The organism is Pseudoalteromonas sp. SWN29 (genome assembly GCF_015864465.1).
Classification (GTDB): Bacteria; Pseudomonadota; Gammaproteobacteria; order Enterobacterales; family Alteromonadaceae; genus Pseudoalteromonas.
Window position 1 is genome coordinate 23025 of the sequence record NZ_JADYXE010000040.1, and the last position, 24674, is coordinate 47698.

A 24674-nucleotide genomic window follows, 5' to 3' on the forward strand; every position below is an offset into this window, starting at 1 on the left:
TCTTTAGGGGAGACTGCATTGTGAAATTTCATCACTAAGAGCAATAAATAATCCAGTACCAAAATGAGCAGTTAGATTATTGCTATTAAATTGCGTTGAGCTTTAAGTAATGAGATTGTGAGGCTTATTTTTAGCGTTATGCCATTTTAAATAGCGATCCTTATCCATTGGTTTTGCGATTAAGTAACCTTGCATCGAATCAATATTCATTTTTTTAAGTAAATTGTACTGCTCAGCGGTTTCTACACCTTCTGCCACTACCGCTAAGTTTAAGCTTTTTCCTAAGCTGATAATTGTTTGCGCGATATTAAAACCAATGTCATTGTCTAAAATTTTATCAATGAAGCTCTTATCTATTTTTAGTTCTTTAACAGGAAACGCACTTAAATAAGCTAAGCAAGAATACCCAGTTCCAAAATCATCAATCGAAAACAAAAAGCCTGCAGCAATAAGCTCTTTCATTTGTTTAATTGTATATTCTATATCGTTTGAGATCATCGACTCGGTTATTTCTAACTTAATTTGTGAAGCTCGAATATCAAACTCGCTTATAGTACTAAACAGCTCCTTTTTTAAATTTGATGAATTAAACTGACTTTGGCTAATATTAATTGAAACACAGAACGAATCGTCAATAGCGCTGGCTTCTTTAAGTTCATTAATTAAAATACATATATCGCGTAATACTGCATTTTGTAGTTTTTGTATAAGTCCGTACTGCTCGGCTATAGGTATAAATTCATTTGGTGCTATCAGGCCTCTTTGCGGATGGTTCCATCTAATTAGCGCTTCAGCTCCAATAATATCTCCGCAAGTATTAACTTGTGGCTGAAAATAAGCACAAAACTCATCAGAAGCAATAGCTCTAACAATGTCGGTTTCAAGCTCAGTTTGCTTTTCCAGCAGAGTTTGCGACGCTGGATCGTAAAAACTACTGCTGTTTCCGCCTTTCTTTTTAGAGCGATACATAGCAGTATCGGCAAACTTTAATATATTGTCAGTTTGTGCATTTACGCTGTCTATTAGGCAAATACCTATGCTGCAACTTACTTGAAAGGCAAGTTCGCCGACTTCAAAATTATCATGAAACACGCTCTGAATTTTTTTAGTCACGGATTCGCATTCATAAATTGCCTGCTTTGTATTTTCACCTATATCTTCAAGTAAAATAATAAACTCATCGCCACCGGCTCTAGCTAACGTGTCTGAGCTTTTGATTATGGCGTTTAATCTTTTTGATAGCTCTACAAGTACTTCGTCTCCGGCACTGTGCCCCAACGAATCATTAATACGCTTAAAGTTATCTAGGTCTAAAAATAATAAAGCTCCAATATTTTTTATACTTTTTATGCTCTCTACGCACGTGTTTAACCTATCACTAAGCATTCTTCTATTTGGCAGATTGGTGAGTGGGTCATAAAATGCGAGCTTATGAACTTCTTGCTCTGCTTTTTTCCTTATTGAAATATCCCTGGCCATCCATACAATATGCCTTTTTGTCGGGTTCTCAGGGTGGTAATGATCTAAAGCAGCGGCTCGTCCTTCAAAAACTATACTCCCCTTCGGGACATTTAATTCATATTCAAAGATTTGCATATCGTTAGTCGACAACGTTTTTGCAATGACTGCCATTATCATTTGCGCATCTTTTTGAGGAAGTAAGCCTTTAACATTTTCACCAATAATATCTACCGTCGACTCAAGCAGTAACTCATTAGAGGTACCATAAACATCGGTATATACGCCCTCTTCGCTTAAAATAAGGATGAGATCGGGCATTACTTTGGTAAAGGCTTTAAATTTTTCATTACTGTGCTGTAAATTAGCGACAAGCTGTTTTGCCTTTTCAAATTCGTTACTTTTTTCAAGAGCGATACTTGAAAAGTGTACAAAAAAATCTATTAATTCTAAATCTTGTTTTGATGGAATTTTAGGGCTGCTATGGTAAATAGCAAAGGTGCCTAACAAATCAGCTTGAGTTGACATAATAGGCGTTGACCAACATGACTTAAGATCAAACTTTAACGCTAAGTCTTTAAAGTCCTCCCACAGTGGTGAAGTTTCAATATTTTCTACAATTATGCGCGATTTCGAAAATGCAGCAGTACCACATGAACCCACTTTTGGCCCTATGTAAACTCCATTAAGCAAACCACAGTACTCTGGATGAATATTTGGGGCTGCACAATGAAAAAGCTGCTCGCCTTTAGCTGATAAAATGGAACACCTAGCAGATTCATCATCCATAATTTTTTCTATCGATAAACAAATTTCAGTAAGCACCTCATTTAAAGGTGCCCCTAATGCAATTTTAGATAAAATGCCTTGCTGGTGAGATAATAACTTTTTTAACCTGTCCGTACCCATTTTTACTTGCTCGCATTATTTATACATATTGATACAACAAAAGCCTCAAGCAGATGCTTTTTTACTATGGAGTAAAGTTCAGTATAGTCATGATTAGTAAGTTTATTATTTTATTAATAAAAAACTAATCTGACCTATTTTGATCAATCATAATTGCATATTACTAAACATCTGTAGTTACCATATAACCAAAATAGCAACATTAAAGCTAACACTTTGTTACCTAAAAATACTGTTTAAAATTACTCAGCTATTTATAACTGTCACTAATGGAAAATATTTTTGAAGTTACAGTGCAGATCACGCAAGGTATGGAATATTTTTTCAGGATTTAAATTAATTAGCCAAAAAGGGTTAAAGCGTTTTGTGCTTATCCCGCTTTTAATTAATATTTTACTATTTGATAGCTCGTTTTTTTATTTTTCTGGTTAAACGACTGTTTTAGCTACATAAATAACATACTACCCGAGTGGTTAAGCTGGCTAGAGTAGTTAATGTGGCCAATCGCAGTTTTGCGTCGTATTATTTGGCTGCAGCATGCTATTTACTATAATCACTAATTTTATTATACCAATCTGCTTATATATGGGGTCTATTTAACGTTAAGAAAATTACGCTAGAACTAGGCAAAAATTTTTGTATCTAGTTGTTCTAAATAAAAAACTTTTAACGACGTTGTAGTGCAATTTGATTCGTTAAATTGATCAAAGATTTATGCAGGTTGGTATTACAGCCCCATTCAATGCTTTATTAAGCGAAAAAGTTGAGCTTTATTTAACGGGCCAAAAAATTAGCGATGACGGCTTTTCTGAATTAGTTAAAGATGTACCTGGAATGCTTGCCCGTGAGTGAACAAAGCTGTGCTACTACCCTCTATGCACTATTGGCTTTTTTATATTACTTTGGGTTTTACCGGTCATTGGTCAAGTATTATGGGGTTTATTTACGTGTTGGATGTGTGCGGTGCAATACGAAGACTATGCGTTTGATAACCATAAAATTGACTTTAAGCAGATGAAAGACGATTTAAAAGCTAAGCAAGGTGTATCGTACGGATTTGGTTTTGCTGTTATGTTATTAACCGCTATACCATTTATAAACTTAATCGTTATGCCTATTTGCTGTGTGATTATGCTCACCGAGCCTTTAATTTGAATCCTTGCTTTAACCCTTATTGCTGGTGCTGCTGCACTGCAAAGTTTACTTGGTTTTGGCTTAGGGGTTATTGCTACGCCAATTTTAGTATTGATTTATCCTGCTTTTATACCCGCCCCTATTTTGCTTCTAGGACTAGGCTTATCGCTATTAAGTGCACTAAATAATAAAAAGAACATACAGATTAGTCGTATTAGCATTACTTTATGCGGGCGTTTTAGGTAGACGTTACCCTAGCTATAGCAGCGGTGTAACCAACTTAATAACCACTGATAACAAGCAAGCGTTAACCATTATTTGTAGTTCAAGGGTCGATTTAATACCAATCTGCTTATATAGGGGGTCTATTTAACGTTAAGATAATTACGCTAGAACTAGGCAAAAATTTTTGTATCAAGTTATTCTAAATAAAAAATTTTTAACAACGTTATAGTGCAATTTAATTCGTTAAATTGATCAAATATTTATGCAGGTTGGTATAACTACCTCACTTCAAAGTGATAACAGTTATATGATTAGCGCTGAAAAAATTGAAAAAAACAAAAATCACTCAGTTAATCATGGGATCGGAATTGACGAAGATATTTGGCTAAAAATAAATTATCTCGGTGTGGGGTCTTGGTAGAAAACCCCGACCACTCTAGACTCGATGCCGGGGGCGCTAACCTATAAATAAGATTGATTACCTCACGTTGGGCAATCAATCCTTTATTTAGCTTTAATACCTATTGCTTATAAACCTTGCTCAGTAGCCATTTTTTTCGCAATTTGTGGGGCAGTCCAAAGTGATGGTAACAACACAAATGATACAGGTACGGCGGTTACTACAATAAACGACTGCAGTGCAGAAATACCACCTGAACCTATCGAAATTAATATTGCTGCCATAACCCCCATCATAATGCCCCAAAACACTCTAACGGGTGTTTGCGGATGATCGTTACCCGTCATTACCATAGATACAGAGTAGGTCATGGAGTCACCCGTGGTTGCTACAAATATTGTGGTTAAAATTAAAAACAACACCGATATAACAAAGCCCATAGGCAGCTGCTCAGTAATGGCCAACAGTGCAGCGGGTAAATTTAAGCCCGCAAAGGGTTCTGAAATAACACCCGGGTTTGCTAACTCAAAAAATATACCAGAACCACCCACTATCGTAAACCAAAAACAAGTAATAACAGGAGCAATTATTGAGATAAGCGTGATCATTTCGCGAATAGTACGGCCTCGCGAAATTCGTGCAACAAACATAGCCATTAAAGGCCCGTAACCTAAAAACCAGCCCCAAAAGAATACTGTCCACCAGTCTAACCAGGCAGTATCGGCACGAAAAGTGGCCATAGGTATAAAGTTATTAATATAAAGCCCAAACGAATGAATATAGCTATCAAAAATAAAGCCTGTAGGCCCCATCAGTAAAATAAACAACATTAACGCCACAGCTAAAATTACATTAAAGCGACTGAGTAATTGAATTCCTTTAGTAACACCACTTACGGCAGATAGAGTATAAATTGCAATTAAACTAAACAAAATGGCCACTTGAGTGGTGTAAGTATCTGGAATACCAAATAGCTTTTCTAAACCAAAACTTACTTGCAACCCTAAAAAACCAATAGGGCCTACCGTGCCTGCTACTACAGCTATAACACAACACGAATCGACAATAGCACCAAATGCGCCTTTCATTACGCGATCGCCAAATACCGGATACAACAAAGTACGCGGCTTAAGCGGTAAACCTTTTTCGTAATGTAAATGCATATAAACTATGCCAGTCAGACTACCTAAAATAGCCCAGGCTAAAAATCCCCAATGCATAAAGCTTTGCGCTAAAGCATTAAATGCAGCCTCTTTAGTGCCTGATTCACCACCAAAAATTGGCGGCGGCGAAATAAAATGTGCCATGGGCTCAGCAGCAGCCCAAAACACCCCACCACCAGCAAGGAGTGTACACATAATAATGCTGATCCACTTAAAGGTGGTAATCTCTGGCTTTTTTAAACCACCTAATACCACTTTTCCGGTACGTCCAAAGGCTAGAAACAACCCAATTATAAAGGTCGAAAGCAATAATATTTGCCAAAAGGCACCAAACGTCTTAGTAGAAAAAGCAAAAGCGGTATTGATCCAACTCGACATCAAATCAATATCATAAAGTGCTAGCACAGCAAATAGCACAAGAATGCCACCACTGATTAAAAATACCGGTATATCAACCCCTGCCAAATACTTTATTGTAGATGAATGCTCATTCTCATGTTGTTTTGTTACTCCAGTAGTACTCATTTATCGTCTCTTGATGGATTTTTAGTTACCGACATAGCGACATACCACAACACCCACCCTAAATACGAAATGAAGCGACGCGAATCAAAAGGTTAAATTATCTTTCGATCTTACTTTATTTCGAGTTTAGAAAATGCCATAACAAATATCTTAACTGCCAACTTGTAAATATTTTACCCTTTTCAGCCACCTAATCCAACGGTACTCTAATTATTAATAGTAAATTTACACAATAGTAAAGCCTTGCTTACAGCTATTTTTAATAATAAACAAATATAAAACAACAATTTTGAAGGGGTTAGGAAAACAGAAATAGCAATATAAATAAAGAGATGGAAAGTACAGCGATAGAACAAGATACATAAGGCTAAGTATATTAATAGCCAAATGCATAATTAATCTCGCAATATATTTAATATGTATTGATAGTATTTTTGTAAAAATAACTAAGATAATATTTTGGGTAAATTTATTGATAGTTTCTAAATTATTAGCAACGCGTATAACACACATAAAAAAAGCGCTTAATAAGCGCTCTATTACTTTAATAAATACGATACTTACACTAATACTTGACGCGTGTTTGCTATAAAGTGATGTACTTCGCGCTCAATTTTAGGGTCAACAGGCTCATCTGGTCGACGATCATTCGGGCAAGGCATTTTTGGCGTAGTACCAAATAAGCGACAAATTAATGGGCGCTCATCATATACAGTGCAGCCATTGGGACCAAGATGCACACAATTGAACTCGTTTAACGCCGCTTCATGCTCCGCATCTGTTTTTACCGGTAAGCGCGACATTTCCTCTGAAGATGTTGTTACTGGCCCGCAGCAGTCGTGGCATCCTTTTACGCATTCAAACGCTGGAATATTAGCGCGCAATCGTAAAATTACTTCCTGATTTTTGTACATCACTATTTATACCCTTTATTTTTGCAACGCACTGACGCGGCAACTTTACTAATTTCTCCACAATGCATCAAAACGATGCCTAAGCCTAGAGTGGCTAGATCAGCTATAGTACGCTTTGCACTGCCCAAAAATCAAGCTAAGTTAGCGTTTAATTACGCCATAGTGCTAATATATACAGCTTGCAAACTAATTGTCGCTTATTAAGCTGGGAGGAGAAAATAGTAAACTGGCCGTTGTTATTATTTAACTTAAACACTTTGTTACCTAAAAATACTGTTTAAAATTACTCAGCTATTTATACTGTCACTAATGGTGAATATTTTTTGAGGTTACAGTGCAGATCACACAAGGTATGGAATATTTTTTTTCAGGATTTAAATTAATTAGCCAAAAGGGGTTAAAGCGTTTTGTACTTATCCCGCTTTTAATTAATATTTTGCTTTTTATTGGCTCAATGTTTCTTTTAATTATAAAGTTTGAAGAGTGGATCACTGCATTAATCAACTGGCTACCTGACATCTTTAGTTGGTTAGAGTGGCTTATCTGGCCGACGGCTATATTCGTCACTATATTCAGTTATGGCATGTTATTTACAGTCATCACTAATTTTATTGCAGCCCCCTTTAATGCTTTATTAAGCGAAAAAGTTGAGCTTTATTTAACGGGTCAAAAAATTAATGATGACGGCTTTGCCGATTTATTAAAAGATGTGCCTAGAATGCTTGGCCGTGAGTGGACAAAATTATGTTATTACCTGCCTCGCGCAATTGGCTTTTTCATACTTCTTTGGGTTTTACCTGTCATAGGCCAAATATTATGGGTTTTGTTTACCTGTTGGATGTACGCGGTGCAGTATGAAGACTATGCGTTTGATAACCATAAAATTAGCTTTAAGCAGATGAAAGACGATTTAAAATCTAAGCAAGGTTTATCATACGGGTTTGGTTTTGCCGTAATGCTACTAACCGCAATCCCGGTTATAAACTTAATCGTTATGCCTGTGGCTGTATGCGGTGCAACTCGTTTATGGGTTGATAGTTACAGGCCTAAATACAGAAGTTAAAAGTAAAAATGGGTCTAGCGACCCATTTTTGTTACCCATGAAAATGTTAGCTGTATAGATTTTGTGGCACTTTAGTTACATTTAAATGAACGGTTATTTCCTCACGATCATGATATAGATGCTTAGCTTGTAACTCGTAATTAATACCTTGTTTCTCAAGCTCTTTTCTGATCATCGAGAGGCATTCATAAACACTATCAAAGCGTTTTTTCATAGGTAGTTTTAAGTTAAATATAAACTCTTTTGCATATGCAGCTACTGCCCAATCAATCATTAGCGTAGTCACTTTGGTCGGTTTTTCCACCATATCGCACACTAACCAAGTAATATTTCTTTTTTCTGGGCGATATTTAAAACCGTCAACTCTAAAATGTTTAACTTGTCCTGTTTGCATTAAATCGTCGTTCATTGGGCCATTATCAATCGCGCTTACAAACATACCACGGCGTACAAGCTGATAAGTCCACCCACCTGGGCATGCGCCTAAATCAACACTGCGCATACCTGCAGCCACGCGTGATTCGCGTTGTTGCTCAGGAATAAATACATTAAATGCTTCATCGAGTTTTAACGTCGAACGACTCGGCGCATCGCTTGGCATACGAAGGCGTGAAATACCCATAAAAAATGGAGAATTATTAAAGCTATACGAGTAACCAACGTAAGCCGTATTGTTTGTTAAAAACATAACATGCATTACTGGGCGGTTTGCTTTTGGCTCGCGCAGTACAGTATTTTGTTTTTCGAGGGCTTTTTTAAGCGGTGTTGAGATTTTTTTACAGAACGTTAAAAGCTCTTTGCCTTCATTTGTGTCTGGCGTTTCTACGCGTAGCTCTGAGCATAATGTATAGTCTTTAGCAGCTTCGACTACTGCGCTTACACGGTCTTCCACTGGCATATTTTCGAGTAATGTACCGGCAAACCATTGGCGTGCAAACACCATGTTTTTAAAATCGACCTTTTTGATTATTTCGTCGCTGTGATGCGCTTCAAAACATTCGTAAACAACATAACCTGTATTTGGTTTTGCTTTTACATACCCTGCAAAACCTTGCTCTGCAGCATGAAACGTTATTTCAGCAGCGGCATCGTTTTCAAAACCACTACGACAAAAAATCACAACACTAGACATATTAACCCTTAAACTCTTTAAAACTTAAATCGTGCAACTTGCACTAAAATAACAATCCAACCAATAATAAAGCACAACCCACCAAGTGGTGTTATCGGCCCTAGCCACTTCATTCCTGTTAGAGCGAGTAAATATAGACTGCCACTAAAAAGTAGTGTGCCCGTTATAAAAAAGCCACCAGCCCAACTTAGGTTTATGCCCCATTTAATTAAAATAGCCACCGCAATCAATGCAAGTCCATGCACCATTTGATACTCAGCAGCTGTTTTAAAAACCCCTAATGAATACTCCGATAAACGGCTTTTTAAACCATGGGCAGCAAATGCACCTAACATAACCGAAAGCATACAAAAAATACTGCCGGCCATTAAAAATAATTTTATCATTTAACCTCCTAATCGAATTTTAACACTTCTCAATTTGTTGCTTAATAAATTCAACAGCCCTTAATGCCGCTGTTTCTCTATTTTGCAGTTCAGTTACACCACTTTTTTTACGCGGCTTTAATGAGTGATCGCCATCAGTTAGCCATGTAAGCAAAGGCTGCTTTGGCATTTGCATAGTAAGCAGTTCTTCACGCGTACCAAATGTATCTCGCTCGCCCTGTAATACTAAAAAAGGACAAATAATATCAGCAAAATGGTCGGTGCGTAGTTTTTCTGGCTTACCCGGCGGATGAAATGGATACCCAAATGCAACAACACCTTTAACGGGCTGCTCAGTGGTACATGCGAGCATTGATGCCATGCGACCGCCCATCGATTTACCGCCTATAAATAAAGGTAAATCTGGCTGCGCATTCGTTAGCACTTGTTCATAATAAATAAGTAGTTTTGGCGCTCGTTCAGGCGGCCTGCGTTTATTGGTTTGTTTAGCAATTTGCATATATTCAAAATCAAATAAACCAACATCAACACCTTGCTCGCTTATTAATTTTGCCATGTGTTGCATAAAGTCAGAATCGCTACCGGCGCCTGCCCCATGCGCAAATATAAACTGTGCAATTGCAGGTCGCGCCGTGCTTTTAAACCATTCAATCATTATTAATACTCATATTCCTGCTCATGCTCTACTAAACTCAACATCCACTCTTTAAACGAGACTATTTTGCCAAGCTCTGTTTGCGATTCACGTAGCACTAAATAATACGCATTTTTACTCTCTAAACTGTGATTAAATGGGATAACCAAACGCCCTGCATCTATGTCAGGTTTAGCTAAAACACTATTACCTATTGCCACACCTTGCCCGTGTACTGCAGCTTGAAGCACCATAGATGAGTGACTAAATATAGGACCTTGGTTAACTTGAACATTACGCACACCTGCGGTTTTCATCCATGTTTTCCAGTTTTTACGTGTCGTGTCGTGCAATAGAGTGTGATGCGCTAAATCACTAGGTTGATCAAGCGGCTTTGGCCCGCTTAACAACATAGGGCTACAAAGTGGTACTAAGTATTCGGTATGAAGTTTATATGCCTGAACACCATTCCAATGGCCTCGGCCATAGTAAATAGCAACGTCTACGTCATCAGTCAGTGAATTTTCATCTTGGTCTTGCGCTTTTATTCGTACGTCTATTTCTGGATGCAACTCATTAAATAAACTCAAACGAGGCACTAACCACTGAATAGCAAAGCTTGGCGTTAAACTTACTGTTAGTGAGCCTTTAGCACCACGCGCTAATAGCTTTTCAGTTGCATCAATAAGCTGAGTGAAAATCTCTTTAATATCTAAAAAATAGCCTTGGCCTTCTTCAGTTAATAGTAAAGAGCGATTTTTACGTAAAAACAACTTCAAACCTAAATGCTCTTCAAGTGTTTTTATTTGATGACTCACTGCCGCCTGCGTTACATAAAGCTCTTCTGCAGCCTTAGTAAAACTTAAATGACGCGCAGCCGCTTCAAAGGCTTTTAATGCGTTTAATGGAGGTACTCGTCTTGACATAATAACCAAGCTTAGAATTAGTTTTTCTTATGCGTGAGATTATATACATCATATAAGTTTGTGTATATTAAAGGCATAAAAAAAGCGACTTAAGTCGCTTTTTAATAAACATTATGCTGAGTTATAAATCGCTTGCACTTGTATCAAGTGGTGCAAAGCTTTTAATTAAATCATCAACCGCTTTCATTTGCGTTAAGTAACCTTCTAACTTGCTAAGCGCTAGTGCACATGGGCCATCACATTTAGCTTCGTTAGGGTTAGGATGCGCTTCAATAAATAAACCAGCTATGCCTAAAGCCATACCACTGCGAGCAAGCTCTGCAGCTTGTGCACGACGACCATCAGCAGAGTCAGCTCGTCCACCAGGGCGTTGTAGCGCATGTGTTGCATCAAAAATAACAGGCGCCATTGCTTTCATGTCATCCATACCCAGCATATCAACCACTAGGTTGTTGTAACCAAAGCTAGAACCACGCTCACAAAGTGCGATGTTATTATTACCCGCTTCATTAAATTTAGTAATGATGTGGCGCATTTCATGCGGCGCTAAAAACTGTGGTTTTTTCACGTTAATAATTGCACCTGTTTTAGCCATCGCCACAACTAAATCTGTTTGACGTGCTAAAAAGGCTGGTAACTGAATTACATCAACAACTTCAGCAACAGGTGCTGCTTGATGTGGTTCGTGTACGTCAGTAATAAGAGGAATATTAAACGTGTTTTTAATCTCTTCGAATATTTTTAACCCTTCTTCCATACCAGGACCACGATACGAATTGATTGAAGAGCGGTTAGCTTTATCGAATGATGCTTTAAATACATAAGGAATATTTAATTTAGTCGTCACTTCTACGTAATGCTCTGCAACACGCATAGCTAAGTCGCGAGATTCTAATACGTTAATACCACCAAACAATACAAACGGTTTGTTGTTTGCCAGTTCAATTTCATTAATTTTAATAATTTGGTCTTTCATTTAAATTCCTTACGGTGCAACTGCTTGCATCATTAATCCACAAATATAAGCCATATAAGTGCCCACGCCGTAACCTAATACAGCTAACAGAACACCAACAGGCGCTAATGACGGATGAAACGCAGATGCTACAACAGGTGCAGATGCTGCGCCGCCCACATTAGCCTGAGAGCCTACGGCCATATAAAATAACGGTGCTTTAATAAGTTTAGCTACTATTAACATTATGCTTGCATGCACTAGCATCCAAATTGCGCCAACTAAAAATAACCCTGGGTTATTAAAAATAGCGGTTACGTTCATGTGCAAACCAATTGATGCAACTAAAATATACAAAAAGCTAGAGGCTACTTTAGAAGCGCCAAACGCTTCTATTTGTCTTACTTTAGTAAACGATAAGCCTATACCAATCGTTGTCGATATAACTATTAGCCAAAAGAACTTGCTGTTTAAGCTGTATTCCTTTGCCCACTCATAAGTCGTGCCAAAGTACGGACCTAAAAAGTCAGCGCAAAAATGCGCTAAACCGGTTATACCAAATGCAATTGCAAGCAACATCATGTAATCGTTAAGTGTAGGTATACGTGCATGTTCTGCGTGATAGGCTTCAACACGTTTTTTTAAATCTTCAATTGCGCTTGTATCGGCACCAGTAGCAGCATCAATTTTTTTATGATTTGCTGCCATTAACAATAAAACAGCCATCCAAATATTAGCGACAATTACATCTACTGTAATCATTACAGAAAATATATCACCGCCAACTTCAAACATTTCTTTCATTGATGCTTGATTAGCACCGCCGCCAATCCAGCTACCCGCAACAGTTGTCATACCGCGCCATACTGCATCAGGTCCATGCCCGCCAACAATACTTGGATCAAATGCACTCACTACTAAAATAGCTAATGGGCCGCCAATAACAATCCCGAGTGTACCCACTAAAAACATAATAAGTGCTTTAGGGCCTAAGTTAATAATGGCTTTTAAATCAATACTTATTGTAAGAAGTATTAAACAGGCAGGCAGTAAATAGCGCGAAGCCACATAGTAAACATTAGATTTATTACCATCTACAATACCAAAAGTATTTAATAACGAGGGTAAAAAGTAACACAGTAGTAAAGCGGGTACGTATTTGTAAAATCGTTTTAAAGCTGGACGCTCACTGTTTGAAGTTTTAAAAATAAACCCCAAAATAACAGCAAGTAAACCAAGCACAACGGCATCATTAGTAATTAATGCACTTTGAGTTTCAACCATAATTATTCCTATTCTTAATGGTGCGTTTTATTATTATCTTCTAGTTCTTCAATTTGGTGCTGAATTATCTCTATTGCAGGATCATCCGGACACTCATCTACAAAAAACTGTAAATCATCACGTGCCATTTTAGGGCAACCGAGCTGATTTAATAAGTAACCTCTGTCGCGTCTCTCATACGGGTCGTCGCCTATTAGCTCCATTAGCATCTCTACACAGGTTAAAGCGTGACCAAATTTGTTTTCGCTAATGAAAGACCATTTTTGCTGAGCTAAAAATAGCTTATATACTTCATCATCAAAAATGAGTTCGAGTGGCTCTTGCTCTTGGCCATCATCTTCGTCTGCATTTTCAGGGATGATATACCAGCTTTGTTGTCCACTACTTGGCTCTATTATGTAACCTTCTTCATCACTAATCGCCACATGTACGCCAACATCACCTTGTGTAAGACTAAGATTCGCGTCAAAGTTAGCTTGCTGTAAAAAGTGACAAAGTATAACTGCCAGTGTTGTAGGTGAACCACTGCGCATAGAAAGTGTATAGCTTAGTGTATTTAATTTATATTCAGGCACTTTTAAGCCTGAGGCACTAAATAGCCAATCGCTGTAAAACATATCTAATAATTTTTCGAGACGATCGTGCTCATCACTCACTTTTAAACACAGCGCTGAAATTTGCTGTTCAAAGTCAGTTAAAGTTTCATAACATGGTGTTAAATCTATCTGAGGGTCCCATTTTGACTCTGCTTTAATACAGCGATAAATCGCTGGAGGTGTAAATTCATCGTAAGCATCATCAAGATAAGATTCATCGTGTTCGTCAAACCCGAGGGTAGTCATTAATACTGCAACATTTTAGAAAACGAAAGCGTAGTTTACCTAACTTTAAAGCTATATACCAATATAGAGATGTTTTTGAATATTTTCTGGGAGGGAGTCGTATTTGAGCTTCACAAAGAATTATAAAGCTCAAATAGTTAGATATTACTTAAAGCAAAAAAGCTGATTTAGACGTCGCCAAATAGCCTATAGCCAAAATAACAGCGGTATTAACTAAAACGTAAGCAACTTTAGCCGTCATTTTAGTTTGTCTGGCGCTTTTAGCCCCAATACCAATATATATAACCACTAAAACTATTTTTTCTAATAGCCAATATTGTTCAAACGGGTTTATTTTTGCCATAAATATAAGTGTAAGTGCAGACACTAACAACAACGTATCTATGCTGTGACTGCCAATCATTACCACTTTATTTTTCGCTAATTTACCACTACCCATTCGCGAAAATGCGCGAACATAAAATAAAATTACACTTAACATCGCAATTGCCATGTGTGAGTGCTTTACTGCTAAATAATCCATATGCCCCTGTACTTCTGTTTTATAAAAATCTAATCAGGAAAACGGTTAAAAACCGCCTCTACTTATCAATAAATTTTACTGTGTTGTCTCATTTCAGACTGAAGTTGTACGTTTTCAAACGCAAGCTGTACATTTTGCGAGAAAATTTTAATTAAATGTCGCTGTATATCAGTTAAATCTTTTGGGATCCCTGATATAAACAGTATTGAGTTATGATTATACTTGCTGCTGCAATACGCAAATAAGTAGTTTTCTTTATAAATAATACTTTTTTCATTAAGGGCCTGATGGTATGCACTTAACTGCTGTATTTGTAGCACCGCATCAAGCTCTTTACCTTCACTTTTTTCGAAATCGCCAGTGCCAGAACACACAATTAATTTTTTATTATTTCCACTTCCTGGGTTCTGCGCAACCAAAGTGCTCGCATATACTGCTCGATCAGCAACGCCAAGTAAAGATGTTAACTGCTGCATAACCCCTTCAATAAAGTGCTCTATTGAATGCGCAGAAAAAATATCACGAGACGCTATAATTATTTTTTCAAGCCCTTCGCGTGACTGCTCAATCGAAATAATATCCCGATACGAGCGCAGGCTCGACATAATAACAGTAAATAGTTTTTGAGCAGTAAGCTCTGTTTTTGATTTGTAATCGTTAATATCGTAATTAATAATTACTTGGCGCTCAGGAGCCTGTCCAGGTTGCCCTGTTCTTAAAATAATTCGTATATGATTATTTTTAGCCTCTTCGCGAATAAACCTAGCAACTTGTAGGCCGGCATCATCGGTTTCCATTACTACATCAAGTAGCACAATCGCTGCATCGGTATGCTCTTTTATAAGCTCTTTGGCTTCAGCACCCGAATAAGCACTGATAAATTCTAAGCGTTTATTTTGAAACTCAAAATCACTCAACGCTAGTTTTGTAACGGCATGAACTTCAGGTTCGTCATCAACAATTAATACTTTCCAGGTACCGTGTTCAATCTCATCGATTGTCTCTTCTGGCTCATCTGAAAATAAAAAATCACCCATCATAATCGAAATTCCTTCATGGCATTATGTAACGCACTAGCAAGCAATTATTATTATTTAGGGCCACTGTGCAAACGTTACACGGTCATTATTACCAAGGTCTTTCACTGTTTTAATATTAACGAATGCCATTTTTTTAAAAAAATGACGAACAGCTTCACCTTGCTCAAAACCGTGTTCTATTAAAAGATAGCCACTAGATAACAAATAGTCACGTGATTGTGTAATTATTTGTTTAATATCAGACATTCCGCAGTCATCAGCCACTAATGCCGACAAAGGCTCAAAGCGCACATCGCCCTGATTCAAGTGTATATCACTGCTTTCAATATAAGGGGGATTGGTGACAATTAGGTTAAACTTTTCACCGTGCAACTCGCTAAACCAATTACTTTGCTTAACGCGCACGTTATTAATTGCCAGTCGCTGCTGATTACGTGTAGCAAGTGCAACAGCATCGCTTACTCTATCTACAGCCGTAATTTGCCAGTTAGGCATTTCACTGCCCAGTGCTAATGCAATTGCACCAGTACCTGTGCCTAAGTCAAGTACCTTCGCTGTAGCGGGTAGCGCTACTTCAAGTGCTTGTTCTACTAACGTTTCGGTATCTGGTCGCGGTATTAAGGTTGTTGCGTTAACTTCAAGCGATAAACTCCAAAACTCACGCCGCCCCGTAATATGTGCAACGGGCTCACCGTTTAAACGTCTTTGGCAAAAGTTATCAAATTGCTGCTGTTGCTCAGCATTAAGCTCATGCTCTGGCCAAGTAAAAAGGTAACTGTGAGGTTTTTGAAGAATATGTAAAAGTAAAACTTGTGCATCTAATTTAGCACTTTCGCTGCTAGGTGCTAATAAATTAGCGCCTGCAGCAATTGCTTGTTCAAGAGTGTGGCTCACGACTACTCGTCGCCCATAGCCGCTAATAAGTCAGCTTGATGCTCTTGCATTAGTGGGTCAATAACGCAGCTTAAATCACCTGCTACCACTTCATTCAAACGATAAAGTGTTAAATTAATACGGTGATCGGTAATACGACCTTGTGGGTAGTTATAAGTACGAATACGTTCAGAACGATCACCACTACCTACTAAATCACGACGCTCAGATGCTTCTGCCGCATGGCGTTTTTCATCTTCAGCCTGTTGCAAACGTGCTGCAAGTACCGACATAGCTTTAGCCCGGTTTTTATGCTGTGAACGCTGATCCTGACACTCAACCACAACACCGGTAGGTATATGTGTAAGTCGAATAGCAGAATCTGTTTTATTAACGTGCTGACCACCTGCGCCCGATGCACGAAATGTATCAACTTTTAAATCTGCGGTATTAATTTGTATCGCTTCAGCTTCTGGTACTTCCGCCATTACCGCAACAGTACACGCAGAGGTATGAACGCGCCCTTGTGACTCAGTTTCTGGCACACGTTGAACGCGGTGTACACCAGATTCAAACTTTAATTGCCCGTAAACGCCTTCACCACTAATATTCGCAATAACTTCTTTGTAACCACCGTGTTCACCTTCATTGGTGCTCACAACTTCTACTTTCCACTTTTTAGTTTCTGCGTAGCGGCTGTACATACGAAATAAGTCACCAGCAAAAATAGCCGCTTCATCACCGCCTGTTCCTGCACGTACTTCAACAAACACGTTGTTGTTATCGCGCGGATCTTTTGGCAACATTAATACTTGAATTTGATCTTCAATTACCAAAATTTGTGCTTTAGCTTCTTTGTATTCTTCTTGCGCCATTTCACGCATTTCAGGGTCAGAATCTTTAAGCATTTCTTCTGCACTGGCTAAATCGTCTTGCGTTTCTTTGTAGGTTAAAAACGTTTTTACAATCTCTTCAAGCTCAGAGTATTCTTTTGAAAGCCCACGAAAACGATTTTGATCACTAATGACCGACGGGTCGCTTAGCAGCGCTTGTACTTCTTCGTAACGCTCTACTAAGGTTTCTAATTTATTATAAACAGACTCTTTCATTTAACGGTTATTCCTGATCAATACCTAACATTTTTTTCAACTGGTTTAGCTGCGCCACTTCACCTTTTTTCGCTGCGTCTTGTATTGCACGGGTAGGCGCGTGCATTAAGCGATTGGTTAATTTATTGGCGAGCTCTAATATAATTTTTTCTGCATCTTTACCTGTATTTAGCTGACTAACAGCTCGCTCAACAAGTTCTGACTTAATTGTTTGTATATCATTTCGATAATGGCGGATTAAATCTACCGAATCGAGTGAACGCATCCACATTGCAAATTCTTTGGTGCGCTCTGTAATAATTATTTGTGCTTGCTCAGCAGCTTGCTCTCGCGCTGCCATATTCTCGCTTACAATGGTTTGTAAGTCATCAACGGAATATAAATAGGCAGCATCTAGCTCCCCTACTTGGCTTTCTATATCGCGTGGAACCGCAATATCTATAAATAGCATAGGCTTGTGACGGCGCTGCTTAAGCGCTTGTTCAACAACCCCTTTACCAATAATAGGCAAAGTACTGGCTGTAGAACTAATCACTATATCGGCTTTATGTAAACGCTCTGGCAATTGCGCTAAAGCAATTACATCCGCCGACACCTCGTCAGCTAAGCTTCGAGCTCGCTCAATAGTTCGGTTCGCAACGGTGATATTTTGTGGCTCATTTTGATATAAATGTTTAGCAACTAACTCTATAGTTTCGCCGGCGCCAATTAATAATACGTTTGTTTTATCGAGCTTACCGTAAATATGCTTCGCTAAATTAACAGCCGCAAATGCAACCGATACTGCGCTTGCGCCAATATTTGTTTCGGTTCTAACTTGTTTCGCCACCGAAAATGTTTTTTGAAACAATCTATCAAAAGTAACACCTACAGCATCGTGGGTTTTAGCGCTAAAAAACGATTGCTTTATTTGCCCTAAAATTTGCGGCTCGCCTAACACAAGAGAATCCAACCCACACGCTACGCGCATTAGGTGGTTAATGGCGTCATTACCTTCATGACAGTATATATTGCTACTCAGTTCATGTTCATCCAAACCATGGAAACTGGCAAGCCAAGTCAACAGTGTTTGGGAATTTTGCTGAGCGAGGCTACAATAGATCTCGGTTCGATTGCAGGTAGACACGATAACCGCTTCATTAAAGTCGGCATGGCCGCTTAATTGTTGCAACGCCTCTGAAATTTGCTCAGGCGAAAAGGCCACTTTTTCACGTAATTCTACGGATGCGGTTTTGTGATTTATACCTAGTGCTATTATGGTCATATTTGCCAAATATTGCTGAGCCCTACTTCAAAGGCGGTAATTTTACCAAAAATCAGCGGAATATGGAAAGTAAGGAACAACATTTGATTCGACAATATTTGATTTTATTCATGTTTTTTTTGTTTTTAGGTGGCTGTGCTCATCAAATTGATACAAAAACAACACTTTATGATGATTGGAAACCACGTTTAGCTGCTCAAAAAACTTGGCAGGTCGAGGGTAAACTCGCGTTTATTAGCCCAAAAGAGCGTCAATCTGCAAACTTAAATTGGCAGCAAACAACAAATTCTAATAATTTAATACTGACTACCTTTATTGGTACGCGTATTTTGTCGCTTAAACAAACAGCAAACGGTGCTGAATTAGAATTTGACGGCGACGAGTATTTTGATACTAGCGCTTCAGAGCTTTTAAAGCGTTTAACGGGTTTTACACTCCCTGTTGATAATGCCGATAATTGGCTTAAAGGGACTATTGATGACCAAAGTTTAGTTGTTGATGAGTTAGGCCGCGCAAAACAAGTATTATGGTTTGATAATACAGGTAAGAAATGGCAAATAGATTACGGCACTTATATACAAAACGCAGGTTACTGGCTACCAACCAAACTAACGTTAAAGCATCAACAAATAAAAATTAAAATTCAACTCTACGATTGGCAATTTAAATAAACATGAATAACAAAACCTCTTTTTCACTTATTGCTCCGGCAAAGCTCAATTTATTTTTACATATAAATGCTCGCCGAGAAGATGGCTATCATGAACTAGAAACCTTATTTACTTTTTTAAATTTTGGTGATGAGTTGCATTTTGAGCTAACAACGGATGGTAGTATTTCTATCGATGGTGATACTAAAGACATACCTTTAACTGATAATCTCATCTATAAAGCGGCACTTTTATTACAAACTCACTGCAAAACATCGCTTGGTGTAAAAATAAATTTAATTAAACGCCTGCCAATGGGTGGCGGTGTTGGAGGTGGTTCGTCCGATGCAGCCAGTACTTTATTAGCACTAAATAAGTTATGGAAATTAGAACAGAGTTTAGAAACCCTAGCCCAATTAGGGCTTAAATTAGGCGCTGATGTTCCGGTGTTCATACAAGGTCAAAGCGCCATAGCACATGGTATTGGTGAGAAATTGCACCACGTAGAACTTGAACAAAAATGGTACTGTGTTGTGCACCCAAATCAACATGTAAGTACGGCTAAAATATTTACACACCCCGATTTAAAACGCGACACACCAAAAATAATAGGCGATTGGAAACACCATATTTTAACCAACGATTGTGAGCCTTTAGTTAAAAAGCTTTGTCCCGAGGTTGAAAAAACCCTCCAGTGGTTGCTAAAATACGCACCGTCGAAGATGACCGGAACAGGTTCATGTTGTTTTGTCGAATTTGCTAGTCAAGTTCAAGCACAAGATGTACTTGAAAATCTCCCCCATACTTGGCAGGGTTTTGTGGCTTCAAGCGCAAATGTCTCACCTGCTCATACGGAGTTAACCGCCATTTTCGATCAATGAAGTAACGTACAAGTAATCATAAGTTAACTTGCAGTGGTATTTATTACTGCTCGTTAGTCCAAATATTCAGTGCCTGAGGAACCCTACCGTGCCTGACATGAAGCTCTTCGCTGGTAACGCAACACCTGAGTTAGCTCAAAAAGTTGCAAAACGTTTATATATTGAATTAGGCGATGCTGTTGTTGGCCGTTTTAGCGACGGTGAGATCAGTGTTCAAATAAATGAAAACGTTCGTGGCTCGGATGTTTTTATCTTGCAATCAACCTGTGCCCCTACAAACGATAACTTAATGGAGCTTATCGTTATGGTTGATGCTCTACGTCGTGCGTCTGCAGGTCGTATTACTGCCGTCATTCCTTATTTTGGTTATGCGCGCCAAGACCGTCGTGTACGTTCTGCTCGTGTTCCAATTACCGCTAAAGTTGTTGCCGATTTCTTATCAAGTGTAGGTGTTGACCGTGTTCTTACGGTTGATTTACATGCGGAACAAATCCAAGGCTTCTTTGATGTACCAGTAGACAACGTATTTGGCAGCCCTGTATTACTTGAAGATATGAAAGAACGCGACTTTGAAGACGTCGTTGTTGTATCTCCAGATATTGGTGGTGTTGTACGTGCGCGTGCAATTGCAAAACTACTAAACGATACCGATTTAGCTATTATTGATAAACGTCGCCCACAAGCAAACGTTTCTCAAGTAATGCATATTATTGGTGACGTTGAAGGCCGTGATTGTATTATTGTAGATGATATGATTGATACCGGTGGTACGTTATGTAAAGCCGCTGAAGCACTAAAAGAACATGGCGCTAAGCGTGTATTTGCATACGCAACGCACCCTATTCTTTCAGGTAAAGCAGCAGAGAACCTACGTGACTCAATGATTGACGAAGTTATTGTAACTGACTCAATTCCGCTATCTGACGAGCTTAAAGCCCTTGATAAAATAAAGGTACTTACGCTTGCTGACATGTTAGCAGAGACTATTCGTCGTATTAGTAACGAAGAATCTATCTCAGCGATGTTTGAACACTAAGATTAAACATTCCTGAGTATAAAAGCGCCTTTTGGCGCTTTTTTTGTAAGCGATGTTTATTTTGTCTGAGCGTGGTGGTATGATAGCGCGCCTTTTGGCTAGGGACCTTGGTCGCAAAGGCCCTACACATTTAAATAACTGGAGACATCATGTCTAACAAAACTTATACGTATAACGCTGAACTTCGCGTAGAAACTGGTACTGGTGCGAGCCGCCGCCTACGTCGCGAAGACAAAGTTCCTGCAATCCTTTACGGAGCTGACAAAGAAGCTTTATCTCTTACTTTTGCTCATAAAGATATGATCAAAGCGCAAGAAGACGAAGGTTTCTACACGCATATCCTTACGCTTAACGTAGATGGCGAAGCTGTTGAAGTAATCTTAAAAGATATCCAACGTCACCCATTCAAACCTAAGCTTACTCACCTTGATTTCCAACGTGTAGATGCTACTCATAAATTTCAAACTAAAGTTCCTCTTCACTTCATCGGTGAAGATATTGTAACTAAAGCTGGCGCAACTGTTGTTCACCAGTTAACTGAAGTTGAAATCTCGTGTCTTCCAAAAGCACTTCCAGAATTCATTGAAGTAGATGTGTCTAAGTTTGTTGTTGGCGATTCTGTTCATATTTCTGACCTTACTTTCCCTAAAGGCGTAAGCTCTGTAGATTTAGGTAAAGGCGAAGGCCATGATCAGTCTATCCTGACTATCAAAGCAAACAAAGCAGCTCCAGTTGAAGACGACGCTGCAGCAGCAGAATAATTTTTAAGGTCTCGCAACCTTGAATTCTATTCAAATGCTTGTGGGCCTGGCTAATCCAGGCCCCGAATACGCAAACACACGCCACAATGCAGGTGCTTGGTTCATCGAGCAAATCGCTGCACGCTACAACTGCACTCTAAAACACGATCCTAAATATCACGGCCTTACTGGCAAAGTGATAATTCAAGGCCAAGAATTCAAATTATTGATCCCCACTACTTACATGAATTTAAGTGGTAAAGCGGTCAGTAGTTTAGCTAATTTTTTCAAAATCCCTGTCGAGGACATTTTAGTTGCCCATGACGAATTGGATTTAGACCCAGGCGTTGCCAAATTAAAAAAAGGCGGCGGACATGGCGGTCATAATGGTTTAAAAGACATTATTGCAAAAATGGCAAATCAAAAAGACTTTATGCGCTTGCGCATTGGTGTAGGTCATCCGGGGCATCGTGAAATGGTAACTGGTTGGGTGCTTGGAAAAGCGACCAAAGTAGACCAAGAAAAAATGGATGCTGCTGTTGATGAAGCAGTTCGTTGTATGGAAATACTTGCAAAAGATGGTGTGTTAAAAGCACAAAACAGACTACATTCGTTTAAACCCTAATAACTTGGGTTCAAGCACATCGTTTAAACGAATCTAAACAAGGTATCTTACTATGGGTTTTAAATGTGGCATCGTTGGCTTGCCTAACGTTGGTAAATCAACGCTTTTCAATGCACTAACTAAAGCGGGTATTGAAGCCGCTAACTTTCCTTTTTGTACCATTGAGCCTAATACAGGTGTGGTACCAGTGCCAGATCCTCGTCTAGACGAACTTGCTAAAATTGTTAATCCTCAACGAGTTCTTACCACTAGTATGGAATTTGTAGACATTGCTGGCTTAGTAAAAGGCGCATCTAAAGGTGAAGGCCTTGGTAACCAGTTTTTAGCTAACATTCGTGAAACCGATGCAATTGGCCACGTAGTTCGCTGTTTTGAAGATGAAAACATCATCCACGTAGCGGGTACTATTGACCCTGCTGACGATATTGACGTAATCAACACTGAGTTAGTGCTTGCTGATATGGATAGTGCTGAAAAAGCCCTTTTCCGTAATTCAAAAAAAGCTAAAGGTGGCGATAAAGACGCTAAAGAGCAAAATGCTGTACTTGAAAAAGTAAAAGTGCATCTTGACGAAGGCTTAACTTTACGTGGTCTAGCACTAACTAAAGAAGAAAAAGCAGCAATTAGCTCTATAAACTTCTTAACGATTAAGCCAACAATGTATATTGCTAACGTTGCTGAAGATGGTTTTGAAAATAACCCATACCTTGATCGTGTACGCGCAATTGCCGCAGCTGAAGATGCGATTGTTGTTCCTGTATGTGCCGCTATCGAATCTGAGCTTTCAGAATTAGATGACGAGGATAAGCTTGAGTTTATGGCTGATCTTGGCCTAGAAGAGCCAGGTCTTAACCTTGTTATTCGTGGTGGTTATGAATTACTACAATTACAAACTTACTTTACAGCTGGCGTAAAAGAAGTACGCGCATGGACAATCCCTGTAGGTGCTACAGCACCACAAGCAGCGGGTAAAATCCATACCGACTTCGAGCGTGGCTTTATTCGTGCGCAAACTATTGCTTTTGACGACTTTGTTGCCTTTAAAGGTGAGAGTGGCGCAAAAGAAGCAGGTAAGATGCGTCAAGAAGGTAAAGAGTACATTGTTAAAGACGGCGATGTAATGAACTTCTTGTTCAACGTATAAGTACAAATTAAACCAATTTAGCTTGGTAATAATTTTTAAAGGCTCGTTTTTACGAGCCTTTTTTGTATTTAAGTATTATAAAAATAATAATTGAGCGCAATCAGGGCCTGTTGACCTTTTAGGATTGAAATTTGTTCAATCTAGGGGTTATTTAATCGCGGCGCGAGGTTTGTAACCTAGTGGGCTAAGTAAAAACCGAGCAACAAAGAGTAAATTGCCCCTAGGCAGAACCCTTCGGGCAGCGCATGTTTGGCATTTATGCTGCGTTATCGCCTATTTATGGGGAATAACCACACTACATAGGCTCTGCCTTGTCTAAATACCAAACACACTGCTGCAAATTTAACCTCAAAAGATAAACAGGCCCTAGTCTATCTTTGTAATATCGCTCAATTAAAGAAGTACAGGGTTAATTAAGATTCTGCGTATTTAAGGCTGCTAAAAAAACAGCATTTTTATTAAAATTTAGCCTGTTAGCTTAATTTTCCTGCAAACAAACACAGTTAAGTGTTTTTTTGCAAAAAAGGTGTTGACGAATTTGGGTCATATCAGCATAATACGCCCCGCACTCAGCGATGAAGTGCTAACAAAAAAAGATGGCTAAGTAGCTCAGCTGGTTAGAGCACATCACTCATAATGATGGGGTCACAGGTTCAAATCCCGTCTTAGCCACCATTTCTTCTTTTAGAAATGGCTCTGCAAGAGTTAAATTGCAGCTCAATGAAGAGTTTAAAATAACTACCTGTACTTTATTGTACAAACGATGCGGGAGTGGCGGAATTGGTAGACGCGCTGGATTTAGGTTCCAGTAACTTCGGTTGTGAGAGTTCAAGTCTCTC

At 38.8% G+C, this 24674-nt stretch carries 21 protein-coding genes, 1 tRNA gene and 2 pseudogenes; 9 read left to right on the forward strand and 15 right to left on the reverse strand.

The features are described 5' to 3' along the window. Positions 1–102 precede the first annotated feature (102 nt). Positions 103–2367, reverse strand: coding sequence for a sensor domain-containing phosphodiesterase (locus I6F53_RS14930; RefSeq protein WP_166419115.1), 2265 nt, complete (start codon positions 2365–2367; stop codon positions 103–105). A 726-nt stretch (positions 2368–3093) separates the two neighbouring features. Between I6F53_RS14930 and cysZ (I6F53_RS14935) the strand changes: the two are divergent. Next, positions 3094–3522, forward strand: a pseudogene (cysZ, locus tag I6F53_RS14935) (sulfate transporter CysZ); the annotation flags it as partial. A 732-nt stretch (positions 3523–4254) separates the two neighbouring features. Here cysZ (I6F53_RS14935) and I6F53_RS14940 read toward each other — a convergent pair. Together I6F53_RS14940 and I6F53_RS14945 are read right to left on the reverse strand one after the other, a co-directional pair. Beyond that, positions 4255–5814, reverse strand: a complete 1560-nt coding sequence (locus I6F53_RS14940; protein ID WP_197240076.1) for a BCCT family transporter — start codon at positions 5812–5814, stop codon at positions 4255–4257. A gap of 560 nt (positions 5815–6374) precedes the next feature. Next, positions 6375–6728 (reverse strand): YkgJ family cysteine cluster protein, encoded by a 354-nt coding sequence (locus tag I6F53_RS14945; RefSeq protein ID WP_165728894.1) that lies wholly within the window; start codon positions 6726–6728, stop codon positions 6375–6377. A 352-nt stretch (positions 6729–7080) separates the two neighbouring features. Between I6F53_RS14945 and cysZ (I6F53_RS14950) the strand changes: the two genes are divergently transcribed. Continuing rightward, complete coding sequence (gene cysZ / locus I6F53_RS14950; protein ID WP_197240087.1) at positions 7081–7791, forward strand: sulfate transporter CysZ; 711 nt, start codon at positions 7081–7083, stop codon at positions 7789–7791. Between the two features lie 46 nt (positions 7792–7837). Here the strand turns inward: cysZ (I6F53_RS14950) and rlmM are convergent, their stop codons facing one another. The 12 genes and pseudogenes from rlmM to hemA form a co-directional block, all read right to left on the reverse strand. Beyond that, the gene (rlmM, locus tag I6F53_RS14955; protein ID WP_197240077.1) at positions 7838–8923 is read right to left on the reverse strand and encodes a 23S rRNA (cytidine(2498)-2'-O)-methyltransferase RlmM; all 1086 of its coding nucleotides are present in this window, start codon (positions 8921–8923) and stop codon (positions 7838–7840) included. 17 nt (positions 8924–8940) lie between these two features. Further along, the gene (locus I6F53_RS14960; protein WP_166419119.1) at positions 8941–9309 is read right to left on the reverse strand and encodes a DUF423 domain-containing protein; all 369 of its coding nucleotides are present in this window, start codon (positions 9307–9309) and stop codon (positions 8941–8943) included. A gap of 19 nt (positions 9310–9328) precedes the next feature. Further along, positions 9329–9964: an alpha/beta family hydrolase gene (locus I6F53_RS14965; RefSeq protein ID WP_197240078.1), complete on the reverse strand. Its 636-nt coding sequence runs from the start codon at positions 9962–9964 to the stop codon at positions 9329–9331. Positions 9965–9966: 2 nt separating this feature from the next. Next, entirely contained in the window at positions 9967–10869 is a 903-nt protein-coding gene (locus tag I6F53_RS14970; RefSeq protein WP_166419121.1) for a transcriptional regulator GcvA, read from the reverse strand. A 121-nt stretch (positions 10870–10990) separates the two neighbouring features. After that, positions 10991–11845 (reverse strand): 3-deoxy-8-phosphooctulonate synthase, encoded by an 855-nt coding sequence (kdsA, locus tag I6F53_RS14975; protein WP_166419122.1) that lies wholly within the window; start codon positions 11843–11845, stop codon positions 10991–10993. A 9-nt stretch (positions 11846–11854) separates the two neighbouring features. Next, a complete protein-coding gene (locus I6F53_RS14980) occupies positions 11855–13108 on the reverse strand; it encodes a DUF819 family protein (RefSeq protein WP_166419123.1) in 1254 nt (417 codons plus the stop codon). A gap of 14 nt (positions 13109–13122) precedes the next feature. Next, complete coding sequence (locus I6F53_RS14985) at positions 13123–13950, reverse strand: tetratricopeptide repeat protein (RefSeq protein WP_166419124.1); 828 nt, start codon at positions 13948–13950, stop codon at positions 13123–13125. A gap of 148 nt (positions 13951–14098) precedes the next feature. Then, positions 14099–14473, reverse strand: coding sequence for a SirB2 family protein (locus I6F53_RS14990; protein ID WP_197240079.1), 375 nt, complete (start codon positions 14471–14473; stop codon positions 14099–14101). An 89-nt stretch (positions 14474–14562) separates the two neighbouring features. Continuing rightward, a pseudogene (locus tag I6F53_RS14995) lies at positions 14563–15513 on the reverse strand (DUF3369 domain-containing protein); the annotation flags it as partial. 54 nt (positions 15514–15567) lie between these two features. Beyond that, the gene (gene prmC / locus I6F53_RS15000) at positions 15568–16407 is read right to left on the reverse strand and encodes a peptide chain release factor N(5)-glutamine methyltransferase (protein ID WP_197240081.1); all 840 of its coding nucleotides are present in this window, start codon (positions 16405–16407) and stop codon (positions 15568–15570) included. 2 nt (positions 16408–16409) lie between these two features. Then, a complete protein-coding gene (prfA, locus tag I6F53_RS15005; RefSeq protein ID WP_007583962.1) occupies positions 16410–17495 on the reverse strand; it encodes a peptide chain release factor 1 in 1086 nt (361 codons plus the stop codon). Positions 17496–17502: 7 nt separating this feature from the next. Continuing rightward, complete coding sequence (hemA, locus tag I6F53_RS15010; RefSeq protein WP_197240082.1) at positions 17503–18759, reverse strand: glutamyl-tRNA reductase; 1257 nt, start codon at positions 18757–18759, stop codon at positions 17503–17505. A gap of 83 nt (positions 18760–18842) precedes the next feature. Between hemA and lolB the strand changes: the two genes are divergently transcribed. The 7 genes from lolB to I6F53_RS15045 all read left to right on the forward strand — a co-directional run bounded on the left by lolB (position 18843) and on the right by I6F53_RS15045 (position 24510). Beyond that, on the forward strand, positions 18843–19430 hold the full coding sequence (gene lolB, locus I6F53_RS15015) for a lipoprotein insertase outer membrane protein LolB (protein WP_197240084.1): 588 nt from the start codon (positions 18843–18845) through the stop codon (positions 19428–19430). Between the two features lie 2 nt (positions 19431–19432). Beyond that, on the forward strand, positions 19433–20290 hold the full coding sequence (gene ispE, locus I6F53_RS15020) for a 4-(cytidine 5'-diphospho)-2-C-methyl-D-erythritol kinase (RefSeq protein ID WP_197240085.1): 858 nt from the start codon (positions 19433–19435) through the stop codon (positions 20288–20290). Positions 20291–20378: 88 nt separating this feature from the next. Continuing rightward, positions 20379–21326: a ribose-phosphate pyrophosphokinase gene (locus I6F53_RS15025; protein ID WP_007583957.1), complete on the forward strand. Its 948-nt coding sequence runs from the start codon at positions 20379–20381 to the stop codon at positions 21324–21326. 149 nt (positions 21327–21475) lie between these two features. Further along, complete coding sequence (locus I6F53_RS15030) at positions 21476–22087, forward strand: 50S ribosomal protein L25/general stress protein Ctc (protein WP_166419130.1); 612 nt, start codon at positions 21476–21478, stop codon at positions 22085–22087. 19 nt (positions 22088–22106) lie between these two features. Next, the gene (gene pth, locus I6F53_RS15035) at positions 22107–22691 is read left to right on the forward strand and encodes an aminoacyl-tRNA hydrolase (RefSeq protein ID WP_197240086.1); all 585 of its coding nucleotides are present in this window, start codon (positions 22107–22109) and stop codon (positions 22689–22691) included. A gap of 52 nt (positions 22692–22743) precedes the next feature. Then, positions 22744–23835, forward strand: a complete 1092-nt coding sequence (gene ychF, locus I6F53_RS15040; RefSeq protein WP_007583951.1) for a redox-regulated ATPase YchF — start codon at positions 22744–22746, stop codon at positions 23833–23835. 598 nt (positions 23836–24433) lie between these two features. After that, a tRNA-Met gene (locus tag I6F53_RS15045) sits at positions 24434–24510 on the forward strand. Positions 24511–24674: the final 164 nt, after the last annotated feature.

Coding starts and splice junctions, on each gene's coding strand:
- I6F53_RS14930 (WP_166419115.1), bottom strand. CDS start 2,367: ATGGGTACGGACAGGTTAAAAAAGTTATTATCTCACCAGCAAGGCATT.
- I6F53_RS14940 (WP_197240076.1), bottom strand. CDS start 5,814: ATGAGTACTACTGGAGTAACAAAACAACATGAGAATGAGCATTCATCT.
- I6F53_RS14945 (WP_165728894.1), bottom strand. CDS start 6,728: ATGTACAAAAATCAGGAAGTAATTTTACGATTGCGCGCTAATATTCCA.
- cysZ (WP_197240087.1), top strand. CDS start 7,081: ATGGAATATTTTTTTTCAGGATTTAAATTAATTAGCCAAAAGGGGTTA.
- rlmM (WP_197240077.1), bottom strand. CDS start 8,923: ATGTCTAGTGTTGTGATTTTTTGTCGTAGTGGTTTTGAAAACGATGCC.
- I6F53_RS14960 (WP_166419119.1), bottom strand. CDS start 9,309: ATGATAAAATTATTTTTAATGGCCGGCAGTATTTTTTGTATGCTTTCG.
- I6F53_RS14965 (WP_197240078.1), bottom strand. CDS start 9,964: ATGATTGAATGGTTTAAAAGCACGGCGCGACCTGCAATTGCACAGTTT.
- I6F53_RS14970 (WP_166419121.1), bottom strand. CDS start 10,869: ATGTCAAGACGAGTACCTCCATTAAACGCATTAAAAGCCTTTGAAGCG.
- kdsA (WP_166419122.1), bottom strand. CDS start 11,845: ATGAAAGACCAAATTATTAAAATTAATGAAATTGAACTGGCAAACAAC.
- I6F53_RS14980 (WP_166419123.1), bottom strand. CDS start 13,108: ATGGTTGAAACTCAAAGTGCATTAATTACTAATGATGCCGTTGTGCTT.
- I6F53_RS14985 (WP_166419124.1), bottom strand. CDS start 13,950: ATGACTACCCTCGGGTTTGACGAACACGATGAATCTTATCTTGATGAT.
- I6F53_RS14990 (WP_197240079.1), bottom strand. CDS start 14,473: ATGGATTATTTAGCAGTAAAGCACTCACACATGGCAATTGCGATGTTA.
- prfA (WP_007583962.1), bottom strand. CDS start 17,495: ATGAAAGAGTCTGTTTATAATAAATTAGAAACCTTAGTAGAGCGTTAC.
- hemA (WP_197240082.1), bottom strand. CDS start 18,759: ATGACCATAATAGCACTAGGTATAAATCACAAAACCGCATCCGTAGAA.
- ispE (WP_197240085.1), top strand. CDS start 19,433: ATGAATAACAAAACCTCTTTTTCACTTATTGCTCCGGCAAAGCTCAAT.
- I6F53_RS15030 (WP_166419130.1), top strand. CDS start 21,476: ATGTCTAACAAAACTTATACGTATAACGCTGAACTTCGCGTAGAAACT.
- ychF (WP_007583951.1), top strand. CDS start 22,744: ATGGGTTTTAAATGTGGCATCGTTGGCTTGCCTAACGTTGGTAAATCA.